The following is a 26,259-nucleotide window of genomic DNA, read 5'->3' on the forward strand; positions in this document are numbered from 1 at the left end:
TGATTACTTAGGAAGGAATCAAAATGAGCAAAGAGCCCATCATTTATGACAGATTCTCGTGTAACAAATGTGCTGATAAAGGCAGCCTAGACTTTGACTTCACCATGGCTTTTCAGCCCATTGTTAACTGCTATAAAAGTGAAATATTTGGCTATGAAGCGCTAGTTCGTGGGTTAAATCAAGAGTCCGCTTATTCGGTTATTTCCAAAGTGAACGATGAAAACCGCTATTTGTTTGATCAGTTATGCCGAGTTAAGGCCATTTCACTGGCAGCTCAGCTTAAACTTCAGTCTATGTTGAGCATAAATTTTTTACCAAAAGCCATTTATCAACCCGAACGATGCATTCGTACAACATTAGACGCAGCCAAAAAATATAACTTTCCAACAGATAAAATCATGTTTGAGTTTACAGAGGTTGAAAAGATTGAGGATGTTAGTGTCGTTAAGAAAATCGTGAAATATTACGAAAAACTGGGTTTCATAACTGCAATTGATGATTTTGGGTCAGGGTATGCAGGCTTGGGATTATTAGCTGATTTTCAGACCTGTATTATAAAGTTTGATATGGAGTTAATTCGTAATATCCACCAAGACAGACCACGACAATTTATTATAAAAAATTGTTTGAATATGTTGCGAGACCTAGATGTTATCCCACTGGCGGAAGGGGTTGAGACTCTAGAAGAAATGCAATGGTTAAGGGATGCAGGCATAGAATTGATGCAAGGCTATTTCTTTGCGAAACCTGGTTTTGAGTGTCTGCCAGAAGTTAAGTTTGACCAATTAGTTTAGTGGTTATCTTGTTATCCCCCTCTTTGGTTTGAGTTGTATTTTGAAATTTAAGTGCTTATAAAAAATTGCACGTTTATTGCGCAAACAGCATAACGAATAGCTTGCAAAAAGGACTATTTTTCTTTTAGTATCCAGCACCAATTTGGTGCGAAAATTTAAAAAATGACGTTAAAACATTTAGTTAACGAGTTACTATTACTTGGTGGTTTTACTGCCAACTCCACTAGCCACACCGAAAAAATCATTTCAGCCTTGGGTGGCTTGATCAGCATTTCAGGCATTATCTGGATAACCAATAGCTTAATACAGGCAGGTACTTTAGATCCAAGTAGCGGCATTTTAGTGATTGCTTCTATGGGGGCCAGTGCAGTATTACTTTTTGCGGTGCCTCATGGCGCGCTATCGCAACCATGGGCAGTAGCAGGTGGTCATCTTATCTCAGGTTTAATCGGTATTAGCTGTTTTAAATTATTTGGTAATACTTTTATTGTGGCTGGGTTGGCAGTGGGAATTGCTATTGGGGCTATGTACTATTTACGCTGCATTCATCCTCCCGGTGGCGCTACAGCACTGACAGTGGTGATTGGGGGGCCTGCAATAACGGATCTGGGATACCAATATTTACTGCTTCCTATTGCTGTTAACTTAGTGGTGATTTTGCTACTGAGCGTTGTATATAATGCACTTTTTGCTTGGCGTCGTTATCCTGCTCATTTAGCCCATAAACTTAAAAAAACAGTTATGACTAAGCCCAAGGACAGGCAATTTGAATTAACCCATGAAGACTTTGCTGCTGCTATGCAGGAATTAGATTCCTACGTAGATATAACTCCTGAAGGATTGGCTGATTTGTTAGAATTAGCTAAACAACACGCCGAAAAAAATATTACTCATCCTTCTGAAATTATTGCTGGGCACTTCTATAGTAATGGAAAAATAGGTAGCTTATGGAGTATCCGGCAAATTGTTGATGCGGCGCCAATCAACAGTCGGCCTCATCTGGACCAAGTTATATACAAAGTATTGGCTGGTGACGGTGGTTATGAGACTAATATTTGTTTACGTTCTGAGTTTCATCAATGGGCCAGATTTGAAGTGATAAAACATAATCAGCAATGGATAAAAGTTGAGGGTGATGACTAGCCGCAATTGAGCACTGCTATTGTTACACTGTAAAAAAAGCCGAGTTTGAGATGAAAAAAATTGTATTGTTGTTGGGCCTATTATTTTTATCAGTTAATGCCGCTGCAATTGCCGGTACAATTGATACTGAGCAATTCGGTCATCATTATTTTAATGTTTGGAAAGCTACACAATCTCCTCAGGCCACTAAGAGTGATATACAGCGTTACCTTAGTCTGCTTAAAGATGATGTGGGTCATCAGCACTTACCCTATGATCCGGATGCCACCAGAGAGGCAGACGGCAAACAGCGGATGTTGGAAGGGATGCTTTATTATCTAGGTACTCATACTGAATATACTGCGACACTGGCAACTGTCGTTGTTGGGTACCAAGTTGTGGTGATTAAATACAACACTCAATTAGCTGGAAAACACCCGCAAACGGGAGAACTTATGAGGCTCTCTTACGACACAGTTGAAGTATTGGAAATTGAAGATGGCAAAGTGGCGGTTATTCGAAAATACAGTGAGTAGTGCTCTTTTGGAATACTTGTAAACGATTGCAAAAAGTTTGACTACCCAGTCTGAAAAGTAATAATGAAGCCCTTAGCCTAATAAAAAGAGTCGAGTCAAAATGAGTAAATTAAGCAGAAGACAATTTATGGCCATAACCGGAGCAAGTATTGTTGCTGGTTCTGTAAAAGGAGAGCAATTAATGGCAACAAAAACACAACTGATCCATACCGCTTATTTTTGGTTGAAAAATCCAGAATCTACCGCTGACCGTGATCAATTGATTGCAGGATTGCAAACACTAAGACAAGTCCCAACAGTAAAGGTTTTACATATAGGGTTGCCGGCTACCACTGAAAAGCGTGATGTGGTTGATAATAGCTTTCAGGTATCTGAATTGATGATGTTTGATGATTTAGCGGGGCAGAGTGAATACCAAGCGCATCCGATTCATCAAGCTTTCGTTAAAAACTGCTCCCATTTATGGGAAAAAGTAGCAGTTAAAGACTCTATTACAGTGTAACCCTTAATCAATTTCAATTAGAGTCAACAATGCAGACAAGTTTCCAGCAAATAAATAGCACTAAGGTGGGCAGTCTGCACTGAGCGGTTTTCTTTTAGGTCATAGGTATATCCAATCAATTGAGGTGGGTTTTGAATAAAAGTGCAGTAGTAATATTACTTCTTGGATTATTGGTAAGCTGTAGCAATTCTGATTGGCGCGATGCAAGTCGAGAGCCTGCAGGCATAGCGGCTGATCCAACCACAGAGAGAAATGCTGTTATTGAAGTCTATGCAGCCGATGCGTTTAGTTGGCGAGGTTGGTTTGCAGTGCATACATGGATGGCGGTTAAACCACAAGATGCCACCGAGTATACCGTTTATGAAGTGGTAGGTTGGAGAGTCAAGAGTGGTTTGCCAGCGCTACGTGAGTATCAAACAGCGACACCGGATCGTTATTGGTATGGAGCGAAACCAGAAAAACTCTTATCGATACAAGGTGATAAAGCCAGTGCGTTGATCCCGAAAATTTCTGATGCCGTTGCTCGTTATCCTTGGGCTAATGAATACACCTTATTTCCAGGCCCTAACAGCAACACATTCCCTCAATGGGTGGGATTGCAAGTACCCGAACTGGGATTAACCTTGCCATTTAGAGCCTTAGGTAGTGGTTATGCTGAGTAACGCTATATTTCTACAATAATGACTTCAATACCTAGTCGTTGTAGACCTTCTTGGTAGTCTTTGGGGATGTTTTGATCTGTCACAATTTTTCTGACCCCACTTGGCTCCAATATTTTGTGTAAACATACATGGCCGAATTTGGATGAATCTGTGACAACTATGACCTCACTGGCGACTGTGCACATTAATTTATTGAGTAAGGCTTCAGCTTCAAAATGAGTGGTGATGCCTCGTTCCATATGGAAGCCATCCACACCTAAAAACAGCTTGTCTACATGTAGCTCCTTTAAGGTGTTTTCTGCCAAGCTACCAAAAAAAGACTGGCTTTTACGTCTCAAGGTACCACCTAACAGCATCACATTGAGTTGCTCATGATGGGATAATTCGTTCACAATATTCAAGCCATTAGTGACTATTGTGACGTTTTCTTTGTTTTCTAAATGAGAGGCAATTTGTAAGGTTGTTGAGCCAGAATCGAGTATTATTGAATCACCATTTTCGACTAAGTTGGCGGCGACCGCTCCAATACTGCATTTTTCTACTGCGTGTAGAACTTGTTTGTCGTTCACTGTGACTTCTGTTTCGATTAAGGTACTGTCTTTTAACATAGCCCCACCATATGAGCGTGTTGCTAGACCTTGTTTTTCTAAAAACCTAAGATCTTTTCTAATGGTCACAGTGGAAACCTTGAACATTTCAGAAAGACTAGGTACTTGAACACTGCCTTTTTCTTTGAGCATCCTAGAAATTTCTACTCGTCTTTGGCTGGTATCGCGCATTCGTCTTCCTTTGTGTTAACTTTCGGTCTGAGTCTATTGTTGAGGATAATAGTCACAATGAAACATTTAAACAACTATTGGTTTCACTTTGCCAGTTATTAGTCTCAATTCTCAGCTAGTAATTTCTCTAACACCGCCTTAATAAATTTTTTGTGACTGGCTTTGAAGCCCTTGTGAATAAGCCTTACACGACCCTTTGCGTCAATAAAAAAAGCGCTTGGCATAGCTTCAATGGCATATTTTTCACTAATACCCGTATCGAAACCTTGAAGGTGGGTAAAGTTGACTGGGAATTGTTTAAGAAAGTCAGTCGCTAGTTTTGGGTTGTTATCTAAATTAACTGATACTACTTCAAAACCATCTTGTTGATATTGCTGTTGTAATTGCGCAAGGAAAGGGAATGATTGTCGGCATGGGTGGCACCAAGACGCCCAAAAATCCAAATACACAACCTTACCTTTAAACTGTGCCAACGTTATTGGCTGCTGGTCCTGTAATGAGTTAAGTGTGAAGTTAGGAGCATCATCATTAATAACCACGGCTTGTGCGTTATGAACGCACAAGCCTAAATGGGTTATAAGAAGTAAGCTTATTAGTTGTTTGAACGATTTCATTGGTTTACTTGGCGTTTGCAAGGGGGATCAGTTCCAATAGTAGATAATCCTCGAACTTAGCAGGTAACTTGGCAAGTGGTCCTGTTACTGTGCCTAGGTTTTTATTATTAATGTAGTCAAACACCTGATATTGCTGGGCTTTTAAGCCCCTTAATTCTAGCTTTTCATCCCATTTTTCTGCATAAAAACCATAGTATAAGCGGTCATCTTTTGCGATGGCATGGGCTTCAGGTAGGTCAAAACCAATATCGTATAATTCACCTAAGTATTCGCCTTTAGGCAACATTTTTGTATTATACAGACCTATCCATTTGGTCCATTCTTGCTCTTGTTCAGTGCTCAATAAAAAGGCCTCAGCTGCTTTGTTATCAGAAGGAATAGTGAACTTAGTGCCTACTACTGCTCCTATTCCCATAGAAGAGGCAAAATCACTGGCGTTGTCACTGAGTTCCACGTGGTCACCGTAATAAGGCGCCGATTCTCCCATCAGACCTTTTAGGGTTTTGCCTTTTAAGCGCACTTGCCAAGAAGTCAGTGGATCTGAACTCACCGCTTGGTTCATGTAAGGTAAATTATGAAAAGCGTAAGAGGTGCCACATGGACATATTTCAACTACCGCTTCTTTATCTATTTCAAGTGCCGTGTCGTAAACCATTTTCCAAAACTCTGCGAGTTTCTCTACTGATTCTTCTGGGGATTTGTGATTGTGTTTAGGGTTGTAACAAGGAGGTACACCGTTTAAGTGTTGGCCATCAATTTTTAATCCAGAATAACCCCAAGTGCCCATCATTTTTTTGACTAGTTCTTTGGTATATTCCAATGTGCCTTCGTATGCGGGGCATAGGTAAAAACTATTCCACCAAGTTACATCATGTACCGCTCCCCACTCATCGAGAAGTAACATGTCTGAGTGTTCATGTAACAAATCTGTACCTGGATCGACCGCCAATGGAGCCCACCATAGTTTAGCTTTTAAACCTTGATCATTAATTTCTTTTACAAAAGCTTGCATATCGGCATCGCCGTTCGGAAATTTATCTGGGTGCAAATACCAATCGCCTTCAGCAGTCTGCCAGCCATCGTCAAGAACCGCCCATTTTAAGCCCATTTCTTTGGCTTTAGGTAACGTGGCCAATACCTCATCGACGCTAAAATCACGCTCGTAGCCCCATGCACACCAAATGGATTCATATGCTGAGTCAGGAATGTCGTCTATTTTTAACCCTTTGTCGGCCATGGTATTACGATAGTTTTTCAACGTCGCGTAATAATCACCGGTATGCAGGTTAACAAAGGTTTCAATGGTCTGAGTGGATTCCCCGGGTAGCAATAAAAGCGTTTTTTCGAGTTCTATATGCAATTGTGCGGCACGACTTCCTTCCGGAAAACTAACAGGAATCGATACTAATTTAGGGTCAACCTCGCTGTGGCCAACTGCGATACCTACATCTTGCCGCCACACGTCTGAAATCGCAGTGCCACTACCATAATCAGAGGCGTTCATACCCATGTAATTGTGCTGGCTAAAACCAGGAGTAAGAGGCATGACCCAGTCACGTCTGTCGGCAAATGACGCACCTTGATAAGACCAAAAATCAGCTATGTTCGAGGGAGAATCAGCTTTTACATCAAGGCTGTAATGGTTATTCACCCACTTAGTTATTTTGATTGGTTTGCCAGAGGTATTGTTGTAAGTAATATTAAAAAACAACATTGTAGGAAAACGTGCAAAACGACTGACATTAGTTATTTTTTGCAAGCCTGAAGAGGCTTGTCCAACTAGTGAGAATTGCGTACCTACACCTAGCTCGGTGTTTATTTTAGTCTCCTTTGCACTGATAAACTCAAAATCAGATACAACTGAGCCACTTTCTAATATGACGTATTCACTAGCTTGAAAACTGCCAAGTATTTGTGGCGTGGAAGCGAGCTTTGACACCATTCGACTGTGCAAATTTTTATCAAACTCAACGGCTACTGAGGCACTCTGGATAGCGTAAATTACTTCTTCTTGGGCGGGTTGAATTGTCGCTTGGCTAACGGTATGGCTGCAGCCAAATAGGCCACTAACAAAGCCTAAGCTACACAGCGCGATAGCTATTTTTTTTCGAAACTTAATGTTCATTTGAACTCCATTAAAATTAAATCGTAAATACCTTAAGTTGCTCTTTTAGCTTTGTTTAATGTTAAAAAAGCGTTGTGCGTTTAGGCGATAAATTTTGTTTATAACTGATTTTGGTAGGGCTAAGCCTTTCACATCCCCATCCACTTCAGGCACTTGTGATACACCTAGTGTGCTCAGATATTTCCAATCCTGTCGCCATTTATCTTGTACTTCTTGTTTGAATTCTGCAGCATCTCTTCCTGGGCCATGAGTTAAGTCAGTGGCATATAAAATACGATCTTGGTACTTAATAAAAAAGTCGCGTACTTTTTGGTAATCATGTTTAGATTGATACTGAATTTGTCCAGAACGGGCCGCAATATCAACTACAGCATTAGGGTGAGAAACAAGAAATTGAGCAAGTTTATCGATGCTCCACTCTAGGCTCGCCATATGGGCTCCCATAAATGCAAGCTGCGAGTTTTTGGCTAACATACGGTCACGGGCTTCCATTTGAGCTTCGTAACTAGGGAATTCTGGATGCAAATACATATGGAATTCTGGGTGGGCGGCAAAGTATTGTCTGTCGTTGTTAACTGTCATTTCTTCTAAGGGTAACCAACAATTTTGGGGCTCACCTTGGTGCCCAATCAACGGCAAGTTTTTGTCTTTCATATGCCCGAAGATAGAATCAAAACTTGGGTGATCTATCATCACTAATTGCCCTGTCTTATCCTTGTAAGTCATACCGATGTTTTTCCATGTTTTTACCGCTTTTGCTCCTTGCTTAATGGCTAAATCGATATCTTCAATCACTTTTTGTTGCCAGTCTTCATGTTGCCAGTTGTTCATTGAAAAAGTGGAAGCAAATTTGAAATGTTCTTCGTCTAACTTTTTAAGCTGTAGTGCAATCTTGCGTTGTTCGGCTATGTTGGGGAAATCAGGGTAATCAACATTAATTGATAACAAAGTGAAGTTATCCAGTTTCGCTTGTTCTAAGAAACTCAGATCATTGTTGTTCGCATGCACATGGGCATCAATTTTTTCTACTCTAGGAAAATCCTCCATAGTGTAGTGTTCCTCGAGCGCTGCAGGGGAGCTTTGTTGCGGCTCTGAAGTGTGGGTTTCAGAGCAAGCCACCAAAACAATGCTGAGCATTAGCGCTACACTAGGTTGTAATTTGTTGTTTAGTCTAGAGTGCGTCATAACAGTCATTGTTTACTGGACTTTATGGTTAACATTGGCTTTCTCTTCTGGCTCAATGGCAAGAATAATGGCTGCAATAATTGCTAAGGCGATGCCTATGACTTTCATGTCAGAAGGTATGACACCCATCAAAATAATTGCCAGAACAGAAGAGATAAGAGGTGCGCCTGCATTGGTGAGTGGAGAAACCACTATGGCTTTACCGAATCTAAAAGCGTAAACCAAACATAAGGCTCCAATAGCGTTCAGGACTTGAATGCCAGCAGTAGTCGATAGGGTTGCAAGGCTAAAGTTTATCTCTTGTTCGAAATCAGTCATGGCGTAAGCCACAGGAATTAATGCCAGTGCGGTGATGGTCATGTAGAAAAAGATACTTTCAGCACTCATGGTTTCGTTTGAAAACTTCATAAAGTAAGCTTGCAAACCCCACGCAGCCATGATGATTAGTGCTAACACAAACCACAAAACGCCTTCAGTTTGCTCGCCACCACCCGGTGAATATTCAAATAATGGCAAGGCGATCAGGGCAAGTACTATGCCTACTGCTCCTAACTTCCCGGTGCGCTCTTTGAGTAAACCAAAAGACAAGGCGATAGTAATAATGGGTGATAAAGAGATAATCGGAAAAATTAAATATGCGGGGCCGACATTGACCGCTTGGAACAATAACATTTGGCCACCTGATCCTAATAGACCAATAGTACAACCCAATATAATCGAGCGGGGATCGCGTTCTAACTTCCAGCCAATTAACTTTAGCGCAATGATACAAGGTGGGATCATAGTTAATGCCCAGATAGCATACACCATAGTTGACGGAATACTTGCATCTGCGAATAGGCCGGTTAGTGCTCCCCAAAGTCCCCAAGATAAAGTCGCTATTACTGCAAAAATTAGCCATTTTTTAGATTGCATAGTTGGTTTCTCTCTTCTTATTATTGATTTATGGTTGATGCCGCAAATGATGATGGTTAGCAAGACGTTTACTACAGATTATTGTTATTCTGGATGACATTAAACTAGCATTTTGAATACCCAATAATAAAATCTAGATCTAAAATAAAGGAGCCAAACATCGTCTGTTAAGCTCCTTGAAATTTCCACTACTAGAAGTTGTAACGTGCACCAAACTTAATGGTTCTGCCATATATCTGGATATTACCAGGTAAATCGCTACGTCCTTGGAAGATACGGTTGGACTCACCTAACAAGTTATTACCCTCAATGAATAACTGTGCATTGTCGCTCAAGCTATAATTGAGTGAAGCACTTACCATAGATACTTCTTCCATGGTGCTTTGGTAGCTATCACCTAATGGACTAAAAGGGTCTGATACTAATTCACCGGTGTAATCTAGTGCAATCTGAGCACTGATTTTGTCTTTTTCATAAATAAGAGATAATGAATAAGAATTATCAGCTACTCCCGTTAAGGCGCCCGCATCTTCACCGTCTACAATAGTGCTTGAATCTGTGTATGCGTAACTAGCGGTTACCCCAAAGCCGTTTTCAAAGAATTTTTGTAGTACTAATTCAAAACCTGTTACTTCAGCAGAATCACCATTGATGGGCTGTGTGACAGTAAAGGTCTCTCCGGCTATTTCTATGTTGGTGGTATTCGAGGTGATAAAACCTTCTAGATCTTTTCTGAAGATCGATGCACCAAGTAAGCTGTTATCATCAAAGTACCATTCAAGGGCTAAATCATATTGGTCTGAAAAAACAGGTTCAATAGCGGGGTTGCCGCTGATATCCATGGTAAACAAACCAGACTGTGCGTTGTCGGTTGTTAATGGTGCTAATTGGTCTAGGGTTGGGCGAGATAATGATTGAGCTGCCGCAACTCTGAGTAATACGTCTTCTTTCAGGTAGATCCCAGCATTAATAGCAGGTAGTAGTTTACTGTAACTACCTTTAGCCGCTTGGTCAGAACTGTCAGAGTATTCCACATCCCATGATGGGTTAGATGAGTTAGGATCGACTATTTGAATAGACAAAATACTGTTATAAGAATAGGAGGCGCTGACCTCAGTGTCTATCCATCTTGCGCCAACATTGGCATACCAATTTTCGCCTTCTAAATTAGCCTGGAAATACACTGCAGTGGTGTCTTCAGTAATGTCATAAGAATTGACTGGGTTATAGACAGGTTCCCATAGTGCTGATTCGTTCGCACCAAAAGTACGAGTATTACCGTTATAATCAGTGAGGGTCATACCATCAGCTGCTGCGAGTCCCTCAGCATAGGCCGGAATACTGAAAATTGGGAAAGAACGGGGAATGTTGCCAGCTTCGCCATCAAATAGATTGTCATAAGGGAAAGGTAATACAACTTCAGCGCCCACTTCGCCAAAAGTGAAAGGATAACCACAATAGTTACAGGCGCCATCTGTGTAGTTATCATAGGCGGTATTGGTTTTGTTGCGGCTAGTGTAAGCGACTCCAAAATCTATATTAACCAAGAATTCATGATCAAACTGCCAATCACCATCTAAGGTATATCCGGTGACTTGATCTTTTATATCGCTGCCGTCACGTGCTGCCCAGTGTGGTGAAAAGTCATCGTTACCAAAATCATCGGATGAACGACCTTCAGTCCAATTGGGAATATAGTCAGGTAATCCCCCTTCATTTAACTTATAGGTACCTGTATGCGTACCTGGATTACCGGCTACTACATAAGTATTTTTACCACCAGAATCACGTTCAGAGTTTGACTGATAGATGTCACCTTTAATCGTTAAATCGTCGCTTAACATATATTCTGCGGTAAATGCATACATGCTGGTATCAACAGTACGGTGGTCGTCTAGCGTTACCACTTCCATACTGACATCGGCAATGTCCATCTGAGTGATAACGTTACCGTCTAGCACTATATTAGATAAGCGATTTTGCTCCTCGCTTTCATCCACCATATAAAAGGATTGGGTAAATCCAGTCGCATCGGCTTCCAATTTGGTTACCATGATATCGGCTGTTAACTCTAGACGACTATTTGGTCGCCATTGCAGAGAAGACGTCAAGCCAGTACGATTAAAATCCGTCGCATAAGAGCCTAAAGCGTAGGAACCAGGAACCACTAAATTTTCTTCGTTTGAGCTGATTACACCATCTTTATTGACGTCATAATTAATGCCATCGTCAATACCAAAAACATAATTATCAAACATTTCATCAGCTCTTTCGTTTCCAGATGAAGAGCTCAAGCTGACAATTAAGCCTACAGTGTCATCGGCAAAGGTATTACTAAATACACCATTGAATTTTTTACCCACTTCTTCTGACAAATCATTGTAATCCCCAGTGACAGATACTATGCCTTGCATTCCGGGGTTATCTAAAGCGCGTGCCGACTTAAGGTTAACTGCGCCACCAATACTGCCCTCAATATTTTTGGCTTGCACGGTTTTCCACACATCCGCGCCACTGATCATTTCCGATGGAATCACGTCAAAGGCAAAGTTTCGACCACCGTCATCAGTGGCTAGAATACGATTATTTAGGGTAACGATACTAAATTCTGGTCCAAGGCCCCGAATGTTGACATATTGGGCTTCACCACCTCGGGTTCTACTTACTGTAATACCAGCAATATGGGATAGGGAGTCGGCAACGTTATCGTCAGGAAAGCGACCAAGTTCTTCTGCAGCAATTGAATCGACCAAGGATTTTGCATCTTTTTTATTGGCCAATGACTCAGCTAAGCTGCTTCTTACGCCAGTTATTACAATCACTTCTGATTCATCTACTTCTTGTGCAACGGTAACAGTAGCGCTAAAGGTTGCTAATACAGCAGTAGTAATGGCGGTTTTTCTAAAGTTGTTCTCTAGTTTCCTAATCATAACGATTACCCTCTCATTTATTATGTTTTGTTGTGAGTTATAAATAATATGTTGTGTCTTCGAATTTGGTTGATAATGAAGCCAACTGAAACCTCTGTCAAGGTGGGTAGATAATAAAATGAAGTAAAGTTGGTTCTATTTATACATTTCAACTCTGTTTTTGGAGGTTTTATTGCTTTTTGTTCTTTCAAATAACTTTGTGAAGTATAATTATGTTTCGTTTTGTATTTATTTGCGTTAGGATACTCCTAAGCGTTACGAATTATTTATGATTTAGATTTAAGGGGATTCATTTGAAAGCGTTGTTAGAAATGGTTCAGCAACATAAAAGTGGAGATGTAACAGGTGTTTACTCTGTATGTTCCTCTCACCCGCTGGTAATTGAAGCGGCGATGTTGCATTCGTTAAAGAATAAAGAGTGTTTAGTGTTGGAAGCGACTTCCAATCAAGTAAACCAAGATGGTGGATACACTGGACTGTTACCCGTTGATTTTTGTGCGCTTGTTTATTCTATTGCAGACAAAGTGGGTTTACCTCAGCAACAGATTATTCTTGGCGGTGATCATTTAGGTCCTAACTGTTGGCAAAATCTTACTGCAGAAGAAGCCATGGCTAAATCAGACGTGTTAATTGCAGAATACGTTAAAGCCGGATTCAGAAAAATCCACTTAGATTGCTCCATGTCTTGTGCTGATGATCCTGTGCCTTTAGGTGACGACCTTGTTGCTCAGCGCGCCGCAAGGTTATGTCGGGTTGCTGAAAATGCCTGGAAAATCAGTGGTGGAGAAGCGCCTGTTTATATAATTGGAACTGAAGTACCTGTTCCCGGAGGGGCCCACGAAGGGCTTGATGAATTGACGCCTACTTCTGTTGAGGCGGCTACCCAAACAATTTCTATCCATAAAAGTGCATTTTTAAACGCTGGCTTAGAAGATACTTGGCCGAGAATAATTGGTTTAGTAGTGCAGCCTGGAGTTGAGTTTGATCACCATAAAGTCATGGCATTCAAACCAGAACGTGCAGTTTCACTGAGTGAATATATTGAGCGCGACCCATTGATGGTATACGAAGCGCATTCAACTGACTATCAAACTGCACAACATTTGTGTGATTTGGTAAAAGGACATTTTGCAATATTAAAAGTGGGGCCTTGGTTAACCTACGCCTTGCGTGAAGCTTGTTGGGCTCTGGATTTAATTGAACAAGAATGGATTGAGAAAGGTAACCGAGCAAACTTAAAACAAACCTTATTGCAAGTTATGCAAGAAAACCCCGTTTATTGGAAAAAGTATTATTCAGAAGACCCCAAAGCGCAGACACTCGATTGTCAATACAGTTTGAGTGACCGTATCCGTTATTATTGGCCGCAACCAGAAGTAACAGCAGCTTTAGATAAATTGCTTAAAAACTTGGACAATAACCCACCACCACTTACTTTAATTAGTCAATATATGCCCAATCAATACCTCGCCATCGTTAATGGTGAAATTGCTAGGGATACTAAAGAATTGATTTTTCATAAAATTTCTGAAGTATTGACACAATATTCAGCGGCCTGTTTCGGCAACTAATACGTATTTCGAAGGAAAACTAAAAATAATGACCTACTTAGATTATTCAGAATCAACACTACGGGAAACGGATGCTTATTGGACTGCTAAGGAAATACAGCAGCAGCCAGAAACTTGGGCTAAAACGTTACAGATGTTAGAAGAAAATAAGCCGCAAATTGACGCCTTTCTACAACCTATTTTAGCTAAGAAAGATATTCGCATCATTTTGACGGGCGCGGGAACATCTGCTTTTGTGGGAGCAAGTATTGCCCCCGCTATAATGAAACAATTAGGGGTAAGGGTGGAGGCCATTCCTACCACTGATTTAGTCTCTAACCCCCATGAGTATTTTCAAGCTGATGTGCCTACCTTAATGGTGTCTTTTGCGCGTTCGGGTAACAGTCCTGAAAGTGTTGCAGCATTTGAATGTGCTGAAAAGTTACTCAATGATTGTGCTCAGCTTGCTATTACTTGTAACGACCAAGGCGCGCTGTTTAAGTGTTGTGAAGGCGATAACAAGTTGGCGTTGTTGATGCCCGAAGAAACAAACGATAGAAGTTTCGCCATGACGTCAAGTTTTAGTTGTATGTTGTTAACTGCTCTATACGTATTCTGCCCGTCGGATAACTTTGGCCAGGATTTAGCGCTGTCTATAAACGCCACGTCAGCATTATTGAAAACCTATAATCTAATGTTGAAAAGTGTGGCTATGAAGAAGTTTACACGAGTGGTATATCTGGGAAGTGGTGTATCTAAAGGGCTTGCTCAAGAAAGTGCATTAAAATTACTGGAACTAACAGATGGCCAAGCACTATCAAGTTATGACTCTCCCCTCGGTTTCCGTCATGGTCCTAAAGCTGTAGTGAACAGTGATACTTTAGTTGTTATCTATATATCAAATGACCCATATACCCGACAGTATGATTTAGAGCTGTTGGCAGAGTTACAAAAGGACCAAGAAGTTGGGCAAATTTTGTCTGTTACGGCTAAGGATGATCCTGTGTTTAAACAAGGGGAATGTATCATGTTGGATGGCGTCGCCAATGTGAACGATACCTTTTTATTATTCCCTTTTATTGTTTGTGCTCAAATGTATGCCCTGCAACACTCGTTGGCTATTGGCAATACACCTGATAACCCTAGTTCCTCAGGTACCATTAACCGTGTGGTACAGGGTGTGAATATTCACGCTTTGTAAGCAGGATAAACTTATGAAAGGTAAAATGGCATGTATTTAGGGGTTGATGGTGGTGGCACAAAAACGGCTTTTGTGCTCATCGACCAGCATGGAAATGTGCTCGCAGAACATCAAGAGCCTACTTGTTATCACATTCAGGTAGGAATTGACGGTACAGAAAAGGTAATACATGAAGGTATCCTCAAAACACTGGCTAAAGCCAAAAAAGAAGTAAAGGATCTCACTTTTGCATTTTTGGGTTTGCCTGCATTTGGTGAAGATAGCAAGGTAGATAAAATTGTTGATTTGATTCCCTCAGGTATTTTACCCAAAAATCTTTATCGCTGTGACAACGATATGGTTAACGGCTGGGCCGCTGCGTCTGGTGGTATGGACGGTATTAATATCGTTGCCGGTACGGGTTCAATTGCTTACGGTGTAAGAAAAAATAAGGGTGCCAGATGTGGTGGTTGGGGAGAGTTATTTAGTGACGAAGGTTCAGCCTACTGGATAGGAATAAAGTGTTTAAATAGGTTTTCTCAAATGGCCGATGGCCGTTTACCTAAAGGTCCTTTGTACAAGATCGTAAAACAAGAGCTTGATATTGATATCGACTTGGATATTACTGCTTTGGTCTTAACACAATGGCAAGGTGAACGTAGTAAAATTGCGGCGTTATCAAAACTTGTATCAATAGCAGCGGAGCAAGGGGACACACTAGCTAGAGAGATTATGCAGGACGCAGGCTATGAGTTGGCGCGGATCGTCAATAGTACTAAGGAAACCTTAAAATTCCAGGAAGATGAGCCTGTGAAGGTGTCGTATTCAGGTGGGGTTTTTTGTTCGAAAGCACTTATTCTAGAACCCTTTACTGAAGCTTTGCAGCAATACTCGTGTCACTATGTGGTTTCTGCACCAGTTTATACCCCTGTTATTGGCGCCGCTCTGTATGCCTGTACTTTGTCAGGTAATAGGATGCAAAGTCAGGCTTTGCAAAAATTGAAAAATTAACCACTTCAAGTTTACAAGCCAATATCTGGCAACTATTAATGTAAGACACTACTAATAAAATTGTTTTCATGTGTGTAAGGTCTTGGGCATAACAGCTGTTATGCCCTTTTTTATGGCCCCTCAATAAGCTATTGAGTCCTAAATATCGGCCTTTATAAATTCGTATTCTTTTTGTGATACTTTCGCGATACCTTCCCTGCAGACTCTATCTCGCAACGTCAATATACTTAATTTAACGCGAGAAATAATATGAACAAGCTTACGAAAATTTGCGCTGCTAGCGCATTAGTTTTTGCTTCTAGCCAAACTTTAGCAGCAGATGTCACCATTACCATTCAAAACCTTACTCAAGGTATGTACTTCACGCCTATCGCTGCCGTAGCTCATTCGCCAGATGCCAGCCTTTTTGAAGTCGGTGAAGAAGCTAGCCCTGAGATCCAAGAAATGGCAGAGGGTGGCAGTTTAGCCGGACTCACTACCATAGCGACGTCAATTAGTGCCGACGTTTTAGCTGAGCCTACTGCGGGGCCTTTAGGGCCAACAGAATCTGTTTCAGGTTCATTTATGACGGCTGATGGCAATACTGTGCTGTCTGTTGTTGCGATGATCTTACCTTCAAATGACGGCTTTATTGGTCTGGATAACTGGGCCATTCCTGCAGAGGCGGGCACTTATACTGTTTATCTAAATGCTTACGATGCAGGTACCGAAGCCAATGATGAAATAGTGGGTGGCGGTGAACCGGGAACGCCGGGTATGCCAGCTCCTCCTTTTTTAACATTAGGTACTGGCGGCAGTGGTGTGACGGCTGTTAGTAGTAATACAAATGTACATATTCACCCAGGTAATATTGGTGATGACGATTTAGCTGGTGGCACAAGTGACGTGACTAATTCTATTCACCGCTGGTTAAACCCTGTTGCTAAAGTCACAGTGACCGTTAACTAAGGAGACTGTCATGATTAAACGTTTAAGATTAAATAAAAAACGAATAGCATTTTTAGTGGGGTTACCTGTTCTATTAAGTGCTTGTAGTGACGACGAAGTTGAAGTTATCAAAGAAGTCGAAGTGATAGTTGAAGTGCCTGCACCAGAACCCGTTCCGGTTGACGTGAGTTATGAAGTGACTGTCACCAACTTAACTAATTCTCAACCTTTGTCTCCGGCTGCGGTTGTTTTACATGCTGACGGGCATTTGTTTTCGGTAGGAGAAGTGCCTTCAGTTGCTTTAGAGCAAATGGCAGAGGGTGGCATGAACGGTGGTTTGTTGGCCTTAGGTATGGCTTCGGCTTCAGGCGCAGGTGCCATTGGTCCCGGTGGCAGTGAAACCATTAGTGTGACTATTCAAGATATGACAGATGCAAAATTGTCAGTGGCTACTATGTTAGTGAATACAAATGACGCCTTTAGCGGTCTTGATGCATTAGACCTAAGTACATTGGCGGTGGGAGACAGCTGGACAGCTACAGCAGGAGTGTATGATGCGGGTACAGAAGTGAATTCTGAAGCCGCTGGTACAATGCCGGGACCAGCAGATGGTGGTGAAGGGTTTAACGCTACCAGAACAGATACGGGTTATGTTGCTATGCACCCTGGTGTTGTCACTGTAGATGACGGGTTAAGTCATTCTGTGTTAACAGTACAACATAAGTTCGACAACCCAGCAGTACGTATTATGGTCACACGTATTGAGTAAGTTTTAACGACAAAAGTTTGAACTCTAAAACGCTCAATACATTGTTTATTGGGCGTTTTTTCAAACTTACTAGGAATAAATTACATGTCTGACAGTGTTTTATTGGTCGAAGATGATCAAGATATAGCCGAACTTATTCGTGTTAATTTACAGGAGTTGGGTGTGGTGACTACAGTGCAAGATCAGGGTGACAAAGCGCTAAAAATGGCATTAGAGAATGATTACTCATTGCTTGTTTTAGACGTTATGTTGCCAGGCATCAGTGGTTTAGATATTTGCCGTCAAGTGCGAGAGCAAAAGCCTTCACAGGCGATTATTATGCTTACGGCAAAAAGCTCAGAGACAGACCGAGTCTTAGGTTTAGAGTTAGGCGCCGATGACTATATGACTAAACCTTTTAGTGTGCGGGAACTTCAGGCTAGAGTCAGATCGCAAATGCGTAAAGTACATGTTTTTCAGGCCGCCAACAATAATGCCCAAGTGGTTGATAGCAATGCGGACTTAGTGATTGGGGCTTTGCATATCAACCAAAAAAACCATCAAGTGGTTTTTCAAGAAAATGAACTTGAACTGACCGCGACTGAATTTGAACTGTTGCATCATTTAGCGAGTCATCCCAATCAAGTGTTTAGCCGCAGTCAATTGCTAGAGTCGGTTTGGGGTTATCATCACAGCGGCTACGAGCATACAGTGAATTCCCATATCAATAGGTTACGAGCCAAAATTGAGCAAGACGCCACATCACCGCAAATAGTGCAAACTGTTTGGGGGGTAGGGTATAAGTTTAATCCTCAGGGTGTAGAGTTGGCTTAAGCGCTTTTACTTATTTGCGTTAGACATCTAACGTATTATCCTAGCTGCCATTCTTATTTATGCAGATTGGTAATACATGTATTCTTTTGGCGAAGTAATTCTGATGGCGATTGCCATGGTGTTAGTTGTAGAAGGGGTTGGGCCGATGTTATTTGCCAAAAAATGGCAACGTTTCCTACAACAAATCTCGCAGCAGCCCGTTAATCAATTACGCTCTACGGGAGGTATTTTGGTCACTGTAGGTGTGGTGAGTTTGTTTTATTTGCTTTGATATTTTAGGGCGCTTTAGGCGTCGTAATGCAATTGATTATAAGCTGCACGATTTTGCTATTTAGATGCAGATTGTTTTTTGTTAGAATCCCCGCCTAATTTTACGACTCCCGTCTTATTCATGGCTAAAAATGTTGTTGTACTCGGCACCCAATGGGGTGATGAGGGTAAAGGTAAGGTTGTTGATTTACTCACAGATCAAGCAACTTATGTAGTGCGTTATCAAGGTGGCCACAATGCTGGTCATACACTTGTCATAGACGGTGAAAAAACCGTTTTACATCTTATTCCTTCAGGAATTCTACGTGAAAACGTGACCTGCGTTATTGGTAATGGTGTGGTGCTAAGTCCCGAAGCGCTGCTTGAAGAAACGGCTATGCTAGAAGCCCGCGGTGTGCCTGTTAAAGAACGCTTAGTCATTAGCGAAGCTTGTCCGCTTATATTGCCATATCACGTAGAACTAGATGTGGCCCGCGAAAAAGCGCGAGGCAAAAAAGCCATAGGTACCACTGGTCGTGGTATTGGTCCGGCTTATGAAGATAAAGTCTCACGTCGTGGTTTACGGGTAGGAGACTTATTTAATCCTCAAGACTTTGCCGTCAAATTAAAAGAAATTCTTGAATACCATAACTTTATGCTCACTAACTACTACAAAGTTGAGCCGGTCAGTTATGAAAAAGTCTTGGCCGATGCACTGGCTGTGGCAGATATATTAAAAGCCATGGTTGTTGACGTTACCGATGTATTAGATAAAGCCCGTTTACGTGGCGATGCTATTATGTTTGAAGGCGCTCAAGGCACATTACTTGATATTGATCACGGCACTTACCCTTATGTGACGTCTTCTAATACAACAGTAGGCGGCGTTGCTACTGGTGCTGGTTTTGGTCCACTTAATTTGGACTATGTGTTAGGTATAGTTAAAGCTTACACCACTCGCGTAGGTTCAGGTCCTTTCCCAACTGAGTTAGACTGTGAAGTCGGTCAACATCTTGGTGTAAAAGGTCATGAATTTGGGGCCACTACTGGTCGAAAACGACGCACAGGTTGGTTTGACGCAGTGGCCATGAAACGTGCAGTACAAATTAATTCTATTACAGGTTTCTGCTTAACTAAGCTGGATGTTCTTGATGGCTTAGAAAGTTTAAGTATTTGTACTGGCTACAAAGATGCGCAAGGTAACATCAGTGATGTGCCACCTATGGCTGCAGACGGATATGACTTGATAACACCTGTATACGAAAGCATGCCTGGTTGGAGTGAAAACTCCTTTGGTGTGACTCAATATAATGACTTACCTCAAGCGGCTAAAAATTATATTAAGCGCATTGAAGAGCTTTTAGGTGTACCAATTGATATTATTTCAACAGGTCCAGAAAGAAACGAGACAATAGTATTACGACATCCTTTTGAGGTGTAATACTTAAATTAAGTTTTGGGATGTTTTATAAGGCTGCTTTTTGCGGCCTTTTTTATTGCCCAATGAAATTCACCTTCTTTGGCTACCCCACTTATCTAAATATAAGTAGGGTAGCCGGCTTGGACATTAGTCGAATTTATGAGTTACGCTGTCTTTCGGCCGTTTTATTGTTTAAACATGACTATATCCCTAAGCTTCAAATGAAATGTTTCGTGTAAATTCAAAGTCAAAGTTCAATAAGGAAACACAAAAAATCGCAATGCCTAATTTCATTATCTTTCACTTTATTTTAAATAAAATGGATATTTCATTTGATTTCATTGTTCGTTTTTGATACAAAAGTTCCCGACATATAATTAAAACTAAAATCCAGCGGTGAGAACATGAACGAAAAATTTAACAAAACGAAATTAACATTGGCGATAAGTTTGCTTTGTTGTTCGGCAAATATTTATGCTGCAGATGAAGTTGACCCAGAAGATGAAGTTGAAGTTATAACCGTTTCTTCTACGAAACGAAGCCTTATTAAGGCGTTAGATATCAAACGCCAAAGCGATTCTATTGTCGACGGCATAACTGCTTCAGAATTAGGTGTTTTTCCAGATGCTAACGTGGCGGATTCGTTATCGCATATCACAGGTGTCACAATTGATAGGACATCTGGTGGTGAAGGCCAAGGCGTTAGTATTCGTGGATTGGGGCCAGAATTTAGTATTGTTACTATTAATAATCGTATCATGGCTACAGATTCTTCAAGCCGTGATTTTGCCTTTGATGTTTTACCATCATCGGTCATATCTGAAGCTTGGGTGCATAAATCAGTTACTGCTTCTCAATTAGAAGGCAGTATTGGTGGCGCCATTAACCTTAAAACTGCACGACCGTTCGACAACGCTGGTACGCACGGCTCGTTTGGAGCAGAAGGGATATATGGCGAACAGGCTGATAAATTCGGTTACAAACTAACGGGTGTCGGTAGTCATACATTTAATGATGATACTATGGGAATTTTGGTTTCTGCTCTATACAGCAGAGCACCAACCCGAACTGATGAGTTATCAGATAATTGGTGGGAACCTTCAACAAGTACCAACTGGTCTTGGGACCGCAATGGTGATGGACTTACCAATGACCCTGCGGATGACGAGCTTATCTTCCCAGGTACTATTGCTTATACCGCTCGCGAAGAAAACAAAGAGCGTACAGCGATTTCTGCTGCTTTCCAATACAGACCTAATAATGACCTTGATATAGTAGTTGATGCTTTGTGGACCCGCTTAGATACACCGAGTAAAGGGTACACTGAATCTTATTTCTTTCCAGATGTAATCGCTAGTGGCTCAGATGCTACATATGGCGGGATAAAAACTGAATTAAACCCTTTAGGTACAATGGTTACCGGTATTACAGTACAAAACTTATTACCCCAGCTTGTCACTCTTGAAGAACATCGTGTTGTAGATACACTAAATTTGGGTGCAAACTTTACTTATAATGTCACCGACAATTCAGTTCTTACTGGTGATGTTTATATATCTAGCGCCACACGTGAAGCCGGTGGTAAAGATAGATTTGTTGTATCTGTCCCTGTAGTTGCAGGCGAAACAACAGCAAGAATGGAATTAACAGACGGTGGGTTACCAAGTATTAGTATTGATTTTGCCGATAATGAGGGTGGCATTACCCAGGTCAGTGATATCGTTGGAAACGGTCAATTTGGCCCACATTTTACTAGGTTGGAAGGCATCAATATTGATGACGAAGTTATTGGTGCTTCTTTAGGTCACAAGATTTATTGGGACATGCCTATTGTCGATAGTGTTGAATACGGTTTGGTATATAACAAGCGTACTAAAGAGCGGGAACAATATGATAATAGCGCCAACATGTCGCTATATAGTGGTGCACCCTTTACTTGGGATGATGTTGATGCCGATGTGGTAAGGGCTTTCCCTTTTGATAATTTCTTAGATGGTGCCAGTGGTGACTTTCCTCGCGAATTTGCCGTTTTTGATGTGGCAAAAGCATTCGAAGCCATTAAGTCGGCCGATGGCAATGCTAATGTAATCAACCCTCTTACGGGTGAGCCCTATGTTGAGGGTTATTCAGATGCATTATTTCCGGTTTTTAACTCTAATTTGTCGGGGGCTGTTGAAGAAGAAACTGTGTCATTGTATGTGCAAAGTAACTTTAGTCTAGAGTTAGATAGTGTGAATATCTCTGGTAACCTCGGGCTAAGATATGTGCAAACTGACGTTACTTCTTCAGGCTATGACTCACCTATTTTAAGTGTCTCAGAGGCACCACAAACTATATGGGCATCAGTAGTCGATTACGGGCCTACAGTTGCCATTACAGTTGAAAATGATTACGACAAGTTACTTCCTTCCATGAATCTACAATTCGAATTTTCTGAAGAGCTACTCGTACGTTTGTCATATGCTGAAGTGATTTCAAGGCCAGGCATAGATCAGCTATCGACACAGGTTGATCATGACTCACTTACGTATAATCAATGGTATATCACTAAAATTGGTGACCCTAGTTTAAGCCCTGTAACCGCTGAGCAAGCTGACATATCAGTTGAATGGTACTATAAAGAAGGTTCTTCAATTAGTGCGGCAATATTTCAAAAAGACATTAGAGGTTTTGTGCAATCTGGAATCGATCTTTATGAAGCTAATCCAGAAGATAAACCTACATACCTTGTGGAAAACCCAATACGTTGGGCGCCTTCAGGTATCTATGAAGAAGTAGCATTCACAATTGCAGGGCCGAGAAATTTAGACCAAGCAAAAATATTGGGATATGAATTTGCCTTACAACATTTCTTTGATTCTGGTTTTGGTGTTGTAGCTAACTATACCTATATTGATACGGAATCGATTGTTAATGACTTTTCTGTGGGTGTTTTAGAAAATATACCTGATACCTCCTACTCTCTAAGCTTGATGTACAACAGCGATAAAATGAGCTTAAATTTATCGGCATATCATACCGAGGCATTTGTCACCAGTCATTGGTCGCCACTTAACGTTTTTGACACCGATGGCAGTGTTACTGACACTTATAAAGGTATGGCTGACCCAACCACATGGTCATCAGCGTCAGCAACCTTTTACGTTGCTGAAGGTTTAGAGGCTTATGTCCAGTTAGATAACTTATTGGATGAAGGCTGGCATGGTTATAATGGTACAACTAACTTACCAGGTAGTTATGCTGAATGGGGCAGAACTGCAAAAGCAGGTGTTCGATATAAGTTTTAATCGAGATAAGTTAAGGATGGAATAAACATTCGTTTCTTACATTGATAATACTAAGGGGTTAATTCTATTAACCCCTTTTTTGTGACCAAAAAAACTGACAAATTACAGTGCTCTTTTTAATGAGTACTGAAGCAGTGTTCACCTATAATTATTGACCTCAAATGACGGTCAATTTTTTGGTAATACCGGCCGGTCATAGCTTACTGGTCGGGTTAGCGGTTGGAACAGATTGCATCCGGTAGATAGTCGAGAGGATGTCACTGACCGCAATCTAAGTAAACCAGCAATAGGGGTGATCGTCGTCGACTGTTTTCTGATCGCCCAAAGCCAACTATCAGACTCTATTTCTGTAACGCAATTTGTTTGCCAATGAATTGTTTGAGAAACAAAAAAGCAGTTAACCCTTACCAGATTAACTGCCCCAATTCTTGTAAAGCGTTTATCTTAGGCTTTACATCATTCTAGGTCTTACTCAACCGCTGACAAAGTATAAGGTGCCATGACTTCTGAGGTTAATGGTAAGCGCGATTGCACTTGCCACTGCGCATCAATATCATTTAAGCCGAAACTTATGCTGGCATTCATACCTTCAAAGTTAGCTTTTTCGATTTTTAGCTCAACAAATTGATTGGTACTATTCGCTTCAATGCTAGTGGTGGTTTGTTGTTGCCAACTCCAATCAGAACCTGTTGATTTATGTAAATTAATAACACCAACTGTGTCTTGTTGAATTAAATAATCCGCGCCCGATAACGGCCAATCGAAAGATTGAAAGCCAGTGGCGCTATCACCGTCTGTATTGATAAAAAGATCGAAGTGTGGCCCCATTCCTATGCCTACAATAGCCACATATAGGTAGGTTTCATCATCTGTTACTTTTAGGGACAAGGCTTGTTGATTTTCAGCACTCGCAAGCAAGGGAACATTATCCCAATCGCTAGTGTCGCCATCGATGGATATATTAACCATGGATGGCTCGGCTGGAGTTGTAGGTTCAGGGACCGTAATTAACGGCTCTGTAGGTTGCGTATTTTTAACATCACCGGCCATAAAAGGCTCAACACTGATAGTTTGCGCTAAGTTATTGTATCCGCTGGTTGCATCCCAAGTGTCAATATTAGCCAGTTGCATGCTGTATTCAGGGCGTGCCGCAATTGCACCATTATTCGACATGTCGGCTATATGTATAGATAAATCGTAATCGCCTATCGCTAAGTCATCTGGCAACTTAATATATTCACCGAGTTCAGTCGTGCCTGGTTGCCAAGTGCGGATATCATTACGAGTAACGTCTAACACTATGGTTGTTTCTGCGGCTGTGACTTGGTGTTTTAAAATAAGGCGTATTTCCATGGGGGTGACAGGTGATGTGAAACCCTCATTGTTTATGGTTAATAAAAATGGGATATAATTGCCGGCCTTAGCTGTCATCACGGCGGTAGAGCTGGTCATCGAAAAGCGATAACCCAACTTGTTTTTAATCTCTTCCATGCAGGCATTGGCACCTTCGGTCCAATCATTATTAACGGAATTGTTATAATCAGCATTTAGGTAGCTATAATTCAGTTCGTCCATGGTATTCACCACGTTATCACTACAATCATTGGCATATGGCTCAGGCGGTGTTGCCCAGCTTTCGTCTTTGCAGGTTTCGCCACCAACCAACACAAATTGGCTGTCATTTTTGTGGTAGTTTTTAAAGATCCCTATTGCATTTCCTTTTTTAGTGCCACCAGCCGTTCCATAATCTGCATAGGTGCCAGTATCAGAAGCGTCAGTCAAAAAACAATCGTTATGAAAACCAACGCGGGCAATGTCTTGGCCACTAAAAGCGTTGTCGGCGGTTAAACTCCCCGGGGTGCCGTTTAGTCCTGAAGTAATGGCTGCATCTGCGCCGTAGATGAATTTTTGTTTGGCTTGTGGCGTTCTCACTTGCAGCATAGTTTGTGCATCGATGGCAGTTAACAATGCTGTTATTACCTCATTTCTATCAATCCAGTTTTGCTGTGTATAACTTGCTGTGACATCGCCAGCAGGGCTAAAGTTGTCGGTATAGTATTGTTCACCCCAAGCACCAATAAAACCTTGTTGCAGCGCCAATATAACATCGGCATTAGCAGTCAAGATTGGCTTTAATTGCTGGATATGGGCAAGAATGACTTCTTTTTCAGGATCGCCGTAAGGCGCAGTGGAATTTTTATGATAATAAAAACGCACTATCATTTTAATGCCAGCTGCACGAGCAATATCAAAATCGCCCTGAATGTTGGTTAAAGTCTGATTAGACAATATGGGATTGTTCACATAGTTATCTAATATAAAGGCCCGTAAAATTATGGTGCTTTTTACGCTATAACTCCCATCAGAGGCTTGATAGTCGTTTCTATTCGCGATTAATTCGGCTTTGCTCAATGGGCTAAAAGAGCTCGTTTGTGTTTCTGTATGCTGATAAAAACCTCTGCCAGGGTTAGCAATATCTTCATCAGACTTTAAATACTGCTTTTTAATCACAGTAAAGCCTGCTAGAGGTTCAGTTTCTGGCTCAGTGCTGGGAATTGGTTCTGGTATTGGTTCAGGTACTGGCGCTATAGGCGCATCAATGTCTGCTTTTTGTCCGCTACCGCCGCCCCCACAAGCTACTAGAGTGGTGAGTAGTAAACTAAGAGCCAATATACTGTTAGCGTTTTTCATAAGTCATTACTCTGCTGTGTATCCGTCAGGCTTAACCTGAGTGCTGGAAATAATGTGGCGAGTTTGCCAATAAAATTGATAGAACCGAAAAAGATCTGTGCTGCTATTGCGATCCAGTCTTTTGGTTATGGGCATATAGTCTTATTACTTGTTGAACAGTGGCATTTAGCATGTAATAAGAGGATTAACCTTGTGAAG

At 41.3% G+C, this 26,259-nt stretch carries 21 protein-coding genes; 14 read left to right on the forward strand and 7 right to left on the reverse strand.

The annotated features are described in order from the left end of the window. Window positions 1-23 precede the first annotated feature (23 nt). The 5 genes from AAC000_RS05040 (at window position 24) to AAC000_RS05060 (ending at window position 3,616) form a co-directional block, all read left to right on the forward strand. The gene (locus AAC000_RS05040) at window positions 24-794 is read left to right on the forward strand and encodes an EAL domain-containing protein (protein ID WP_339720660.1); all 771 of its coding nucleotides are present in this window, start codon (window positions 24-26) and stop codon (window positions 792-794) included. 162 nt (window positions 795-956) lie between these two features. Then, window positions 957-1,937 carry an HPP family protein gene (locus AAC000_RS05045; RefSeq protein ID WP_339720662.1) on the forward strand — a complete coding sequence of 327 codons (981 nt, stop codon included), beginning with the start codon at window positions 957-959 and terminating at the stop codon, window positions 1,935-1,937. A gap of 50 nt (window positions 1,938-1,987) precedes the next feature. Beyond that, window positions 1,988-2,452, forward strand: a complete 465-nt coding sequence (locus tag AAC000_RS05050) for a nuclear transport factor 2 family protein (RefSeq protein ID WP_339720664.1) — start codon at window positions 1,988-1,990, stop codon at window positions 2,450-2,452. 100 nt (window positions 2,453-2,552) lie between these two features. Further along, a complete protein-coding gene (locus AAC000_RS05055) occupies window positions 2,553-2,954 on the forward strand; it encodes a Dabb family protein (protein ID WP_339720666.1) in 402 nt (133 codons plus the stop codon). Between the two features lie 131 nt (window positions 2,955-3,085). Then, window positions 3,086-3,616: a DUF3750 domain-containing protein gene (locus tag AAC000_RS05060; RefSeq protein ID WP_339720667.1), complete on the forward strand. Its 531-nt coding sequence runs from the start codon at window positions 3,086-3,088 to the stop codon at window positions 3,614-3,616. A gap of 2 nt (window positions 3,617-3,618) precedes the next feature. On the opposite strand, the gene agaR is transcribed toward AAC000_RS05060, so the two are convergent. The 6 genes from agaR to AAC000_RS05090 all read right to left on the reverse strand — a co-directional run bounded on the left by agaR (window position 3,619) and on the right by AAC000_RS05090 (window position 12,164). Further along, window positions 3,619-4,395, reverse strand: a complete 777-nt coding sequence (agaR, locus tag AAC000_RS05065; RefSeq protein ID WP_339720669.1) for a transcriptional repressor AgaR — start codon at window positions 4,393-4,395, stop codon at window positions 3,619-3,621. 104 nt (window positions 4,396-4,499) lie between these two features. After that, window positions 4,500-5,009, reverse strand: a complete 510-nt coding sequence (locus AAC000_RS05070) for a TlpA disulfide reductase family protein (protein WP_339720671.1) — start codon at window positions 5,007-5,009, stop codon at window positions 4,500-4,502. Window positions 5,010-5,013: 4 nt separating this feature from the next. Then, window positions 5,014-7,134 carry a glycoside hydrolase family 36 protein gene (locus AAC000_RS05075; protein ID WP_339720672.1) on the reverse strand — a complete coding sequence of 707 codons (2,121 nt, stop codon included), beginning with the start codon at window positions 7,132-7,134 and terminating at the stop codon, window positions 5,014-5,016. Between the two features lie 45 nt (window positions 7,135-7,179). Further along, window positions 7,180-8,319 carry an amidohydrolase family protein gene (locus AAC000_RS05080; protein ID WP_339720673.1) on the reverse strand — a complete coding sequence of 380 codons (1,140 nt, stop codon included), beginning with the start codon at window positions 8,317-8,319 and terminating at the stop codon, window positions 7,180-7,182. A 12-nt stretch (window positions 8,320-8,331) separates the two neighbouring features. Next, entirely contained in the window at window positions 8,332-9,234 is a 903-nt protein-coding gene (locus AAC000_RS05085; RefSeq protein WP_339720675.1) for a DMT family transporter, read from the reverse strand. Between the two features lie 191 nt (window positions 9,235-9,425). Next, entirely contained in the window at window positions 9,426-12,164 is a 2,739-nt protein-coding gene (locus AAC000_RS05090) for a TonB-dependent receptor (RefSeq protein ID WP_339720677.1), read from the reverse strand. Between the two features lie 293 nt (window positions 12,165-12,457). Here AAC000_RS05090 and AAC000_RS05095 point away from each other — a divergent pair, with 293 nt between their 5' ends. The 9 genes from AAC000_RS05095 (at window position 12,458) to AAC000_RS05135 (ending at window position 23,370) form a co-directional block, all read left to right on the forward strand. Next, window positions 12,458-13,735 carry a D-tagatose-bisphosphate aldolase, class II, non-catalytic subunit gene (locus AAC000_RS05095; protein ID WP_339720679.1) on the forward strand — a complete coding sequence of 426 codons (1,278 nt, stop codon included), beginning with the start codon at window positions 12,458-12,460 and terminating at the stop codon, window positions 13,733-13,735. A 28-nt stretch (window positions 13,736-13,763) separates the two neighbouring features. Further along, complete coding sequence (locus AAC000_RS05100) at window positions 13,764-14,915, forward strand: SIS domain-containing protein (RefSeq protein ID WP_339720681.1); 1,152 nt, start codon at window positions 13,764-13,766, stop codon at window positions 14,913-14,915. Window positions 14,916-14,945: 30 nt separating this feature from the next. Then, complete coding sequence (locus AAC000_RS05105) at window positions 14,946-15,905, forward strand: BadF/BadG/BcrA/BcrD ATPase family protein (protein WP_339720683.1); 960 nt, start codon at window positions 14,946-14,948, stop codon at window positions 15,903-15,905. Between the two features lie 249 nt (window positions 15,906-16,154). Beyond that, the gene (locus tag AAC000_RS05110) at window positions 16,155-16,853 is read left to right on the forward strand and encodes a spondin domain-containing protein (protein ID WP_339720685.1); all 699 of its coding nucleotides are present in this window, start codon (window positions 16,155-16,157) and stop codon (window positions 16,851-16,853) included. Window positions 16,854-16,863: 10 nt separating this feature from the next. Then, a complete protein-coding gene (locus AAC000_RS05115) occupies window positions 16,864-17,601 on the forward strand; it encodes a spondin domain-containing protein (protein ID WP_339720686.1) in 738 nt (245 codons plus the stop codon). A gap of 84 nt (window positions 17,602-17,685) precedes the next feature. Further along, window positions 17,686-18,414: a response regulator transcription factor gene (locus AAC000_RS05120; protein WP_339720688.1), complete on the forward strand. Its 729-nt coding sequence runs from the start codon at window positions 17,686-17,688 to the stop codon at window positions 18,412-18,414. A 76-nt stretch (window positions 18,415-18,490) separates the two neighbouring features. After that, window positions 18,491-18,685: a DUF2065 domain-containing protein gene (locus AAC000_RS05125; protein WP_339720689.1), complete on the forward strand. Its 195-nt coding sequence runs from the start codon at window positions 18,491-18,493 to the stop codon at window positions 18,683-18,685. Between the two features lie 120 nt (window positions 18,686-18,805). Beyond that, window positions 18,806-20,104, forward strand: coding sequence for an adenylosuccinate synthase (locus AAC000_RS05130; protein WP_339720690.1), 1,299 nt, complete (start codon window positions 18,806-18,808; stop codon window positions 20,102-20,104). Window positions 20,105-20,487: 383 nt separating this feature from the next. Next, on the forward strand, window positions 20,488-23,370 hold the full coding sequence (locus tag AAC000_RS05135; protein WP_339720691.1) for a TonB-dependent receptor: 2,883 nt from the start codon (window positions 20,488-20,490) through the stop codon (window positions 23,368-23,370). 468 nt (window positions 23,371-23,838) lie between these two features. On the opposite strand, the gene AAC000_RS05140 is transcribed toward AAC000_RS05135, so the two are convergent. Further along, complete coding sequence (locus tag AAC000_RS05140; protein ID WP_339720692.1) at window positions 23,839-26,061, reverse strand: DUF4832 domain-containing protein; 2,223 nt, start codon at window positions 26,059-26,061, stop codon at window positions 23,839-23,841. Window positions 26,062-26,259: the final 198 nt, after the last annotated feature.

It is taken from the genome of uncultured Paraglaciecola sp. (genome assembly GCF_963977085.1).
Classification (GTDB): domain Bacteria; phylum Pseudomonadota; class Gammaproteobacteria; order Enterobacterales; family Alteromonadaceae; genus Paraglaciecola.

Bases quoted from the DNA above. Each gene is read 5' to 3' on its own strand.
- AAC000_RS05040 (WP_339720660.1), top strand. From the start codon at position 24: ATGAGCAAAGAGCCCATCATTTATGACAGATTCTCGTGTAACAAATGT.
- AAC000_RS05045 (WP_339720662.1), top strand. From the start codon at position 957: ATGACGTTAAAACATTTAGTTAACGAGTTACTATTACTTGGTGGTTTT.
- AAC000_RS05050 (WP_339720664.1), top strand. From the start codon at position 1,988: ATGAAAAAAATTGTATTGTTGTTGGGCCTATTATTTTTATCAGTTAAT.
- AAC000_RS05055 (WP_339720666.1), top strand. From the start codon at position 2,553: ATGAGTAAATTAAGCAGAAGACAATTTATGGCCATAACCGGAGCAAGT.
- agaR (WP_339720669.1), bottom strand. From the start codon at position 4,395: ATGCGCGATACCAGCCAAAGACGAGTAGAAATTTCTAGGATGCTCAAA.
- AAC000_RS05070 (WP_339720671.1), bottom strand. From the start codon at position 5,009: ATGAAATCGTTCAAACAACTAATAAGCTTACTTCTTATAACCCATTTA.
- AAC000_RS05075 (WP_339720672.1), bottom strand. From the start codon at position 7,134: ATGAACATTAAGTTTCGAAAAAAAATAGCTATCGCGCTGTGTAGCTTA.
- AAC000_RS05080 (WP_339720673.1), bottom strand. From the start codon at position 8,319: ATGACGCACTCTAGACTAAACAACAAATTACAACCTAGTGTAGCGCTA.
- AAC000_RS05085 (WP_339720675.1), bottom strand. From the start codon at position 9,234: ATGCAATCTAAAAAATGGCTAATTTTTGCAGTAATAGCGACTTTATCT.
- AAC000_RS05090 (WP_339720677.1), bottom strand. From the start codon at position 12,164: ATGATTAGGAAACTAGAGAACAACTTTAGAAAAACCGCCATTACTACT.
- AAC000_RS05100 (WP_339720681.1), top strand. From the start codon at position 13,764: ATGACCTACTTAGATTATTCAGAATCAACACTACGGGAAACGGATGCT.
- AAC000_RS05105 (WP_339720683.1), top strand. From the start codon at position 14,946: ATGTATTTAGGGGTTGATGGTGGTGGCACAAAAACGGCTTTTGTGCTC.
- AAC000_RS05110 (WP_339720685.1), top strand. From the start codon at position 16,155: ATGAACAAGCTTACGAAAATTTGCGCTGCTAGCGCATTAGTTTTTGCT.
- AAC000_RS05115 (WP_339720686.1), top strand. From the start codon at position 16,864: ATGATTAAACGTTTAAGATTAAATAAAAAACGAATAGCATTTTTAGTG.
- AAC000_RS05120 (WP_339720688.1), top strand. From the start codon at position 17,686: ATGTCTGACAGTGTTTTATTGGTCGAAGATGATCAAGATATAGCCGAA.
- AAC000_RS05125 (WP_339720689.1), top strand. From the start codon at position 18,491: ATGTATTCTTTTGGCGAAGTAATTCTGATGGCGATTGCCATGGTGTTA.
- AAC000_RS05130 (WP_339720690.1), top strand. From the start codon at position 18,806: ATGGCTAAAAATGTTGTTGTACTCGGCACCCAATGGGGTGATGAGGGT.
- AAC000_RS05135 (WP_339720691.1), top strand. From the start codon at position 20,488: ATGAACGAAAAATTTAACAAAACGAAATTAACATTGGCGATAAGTTTG.
- AAC000_RS05140 (WP_339720692.1), bottom strand. From the start codon at position 26,061: ATGAAAAACGCTAACAGTATATTGGCTCTTAGTTTACTACTCACCACT.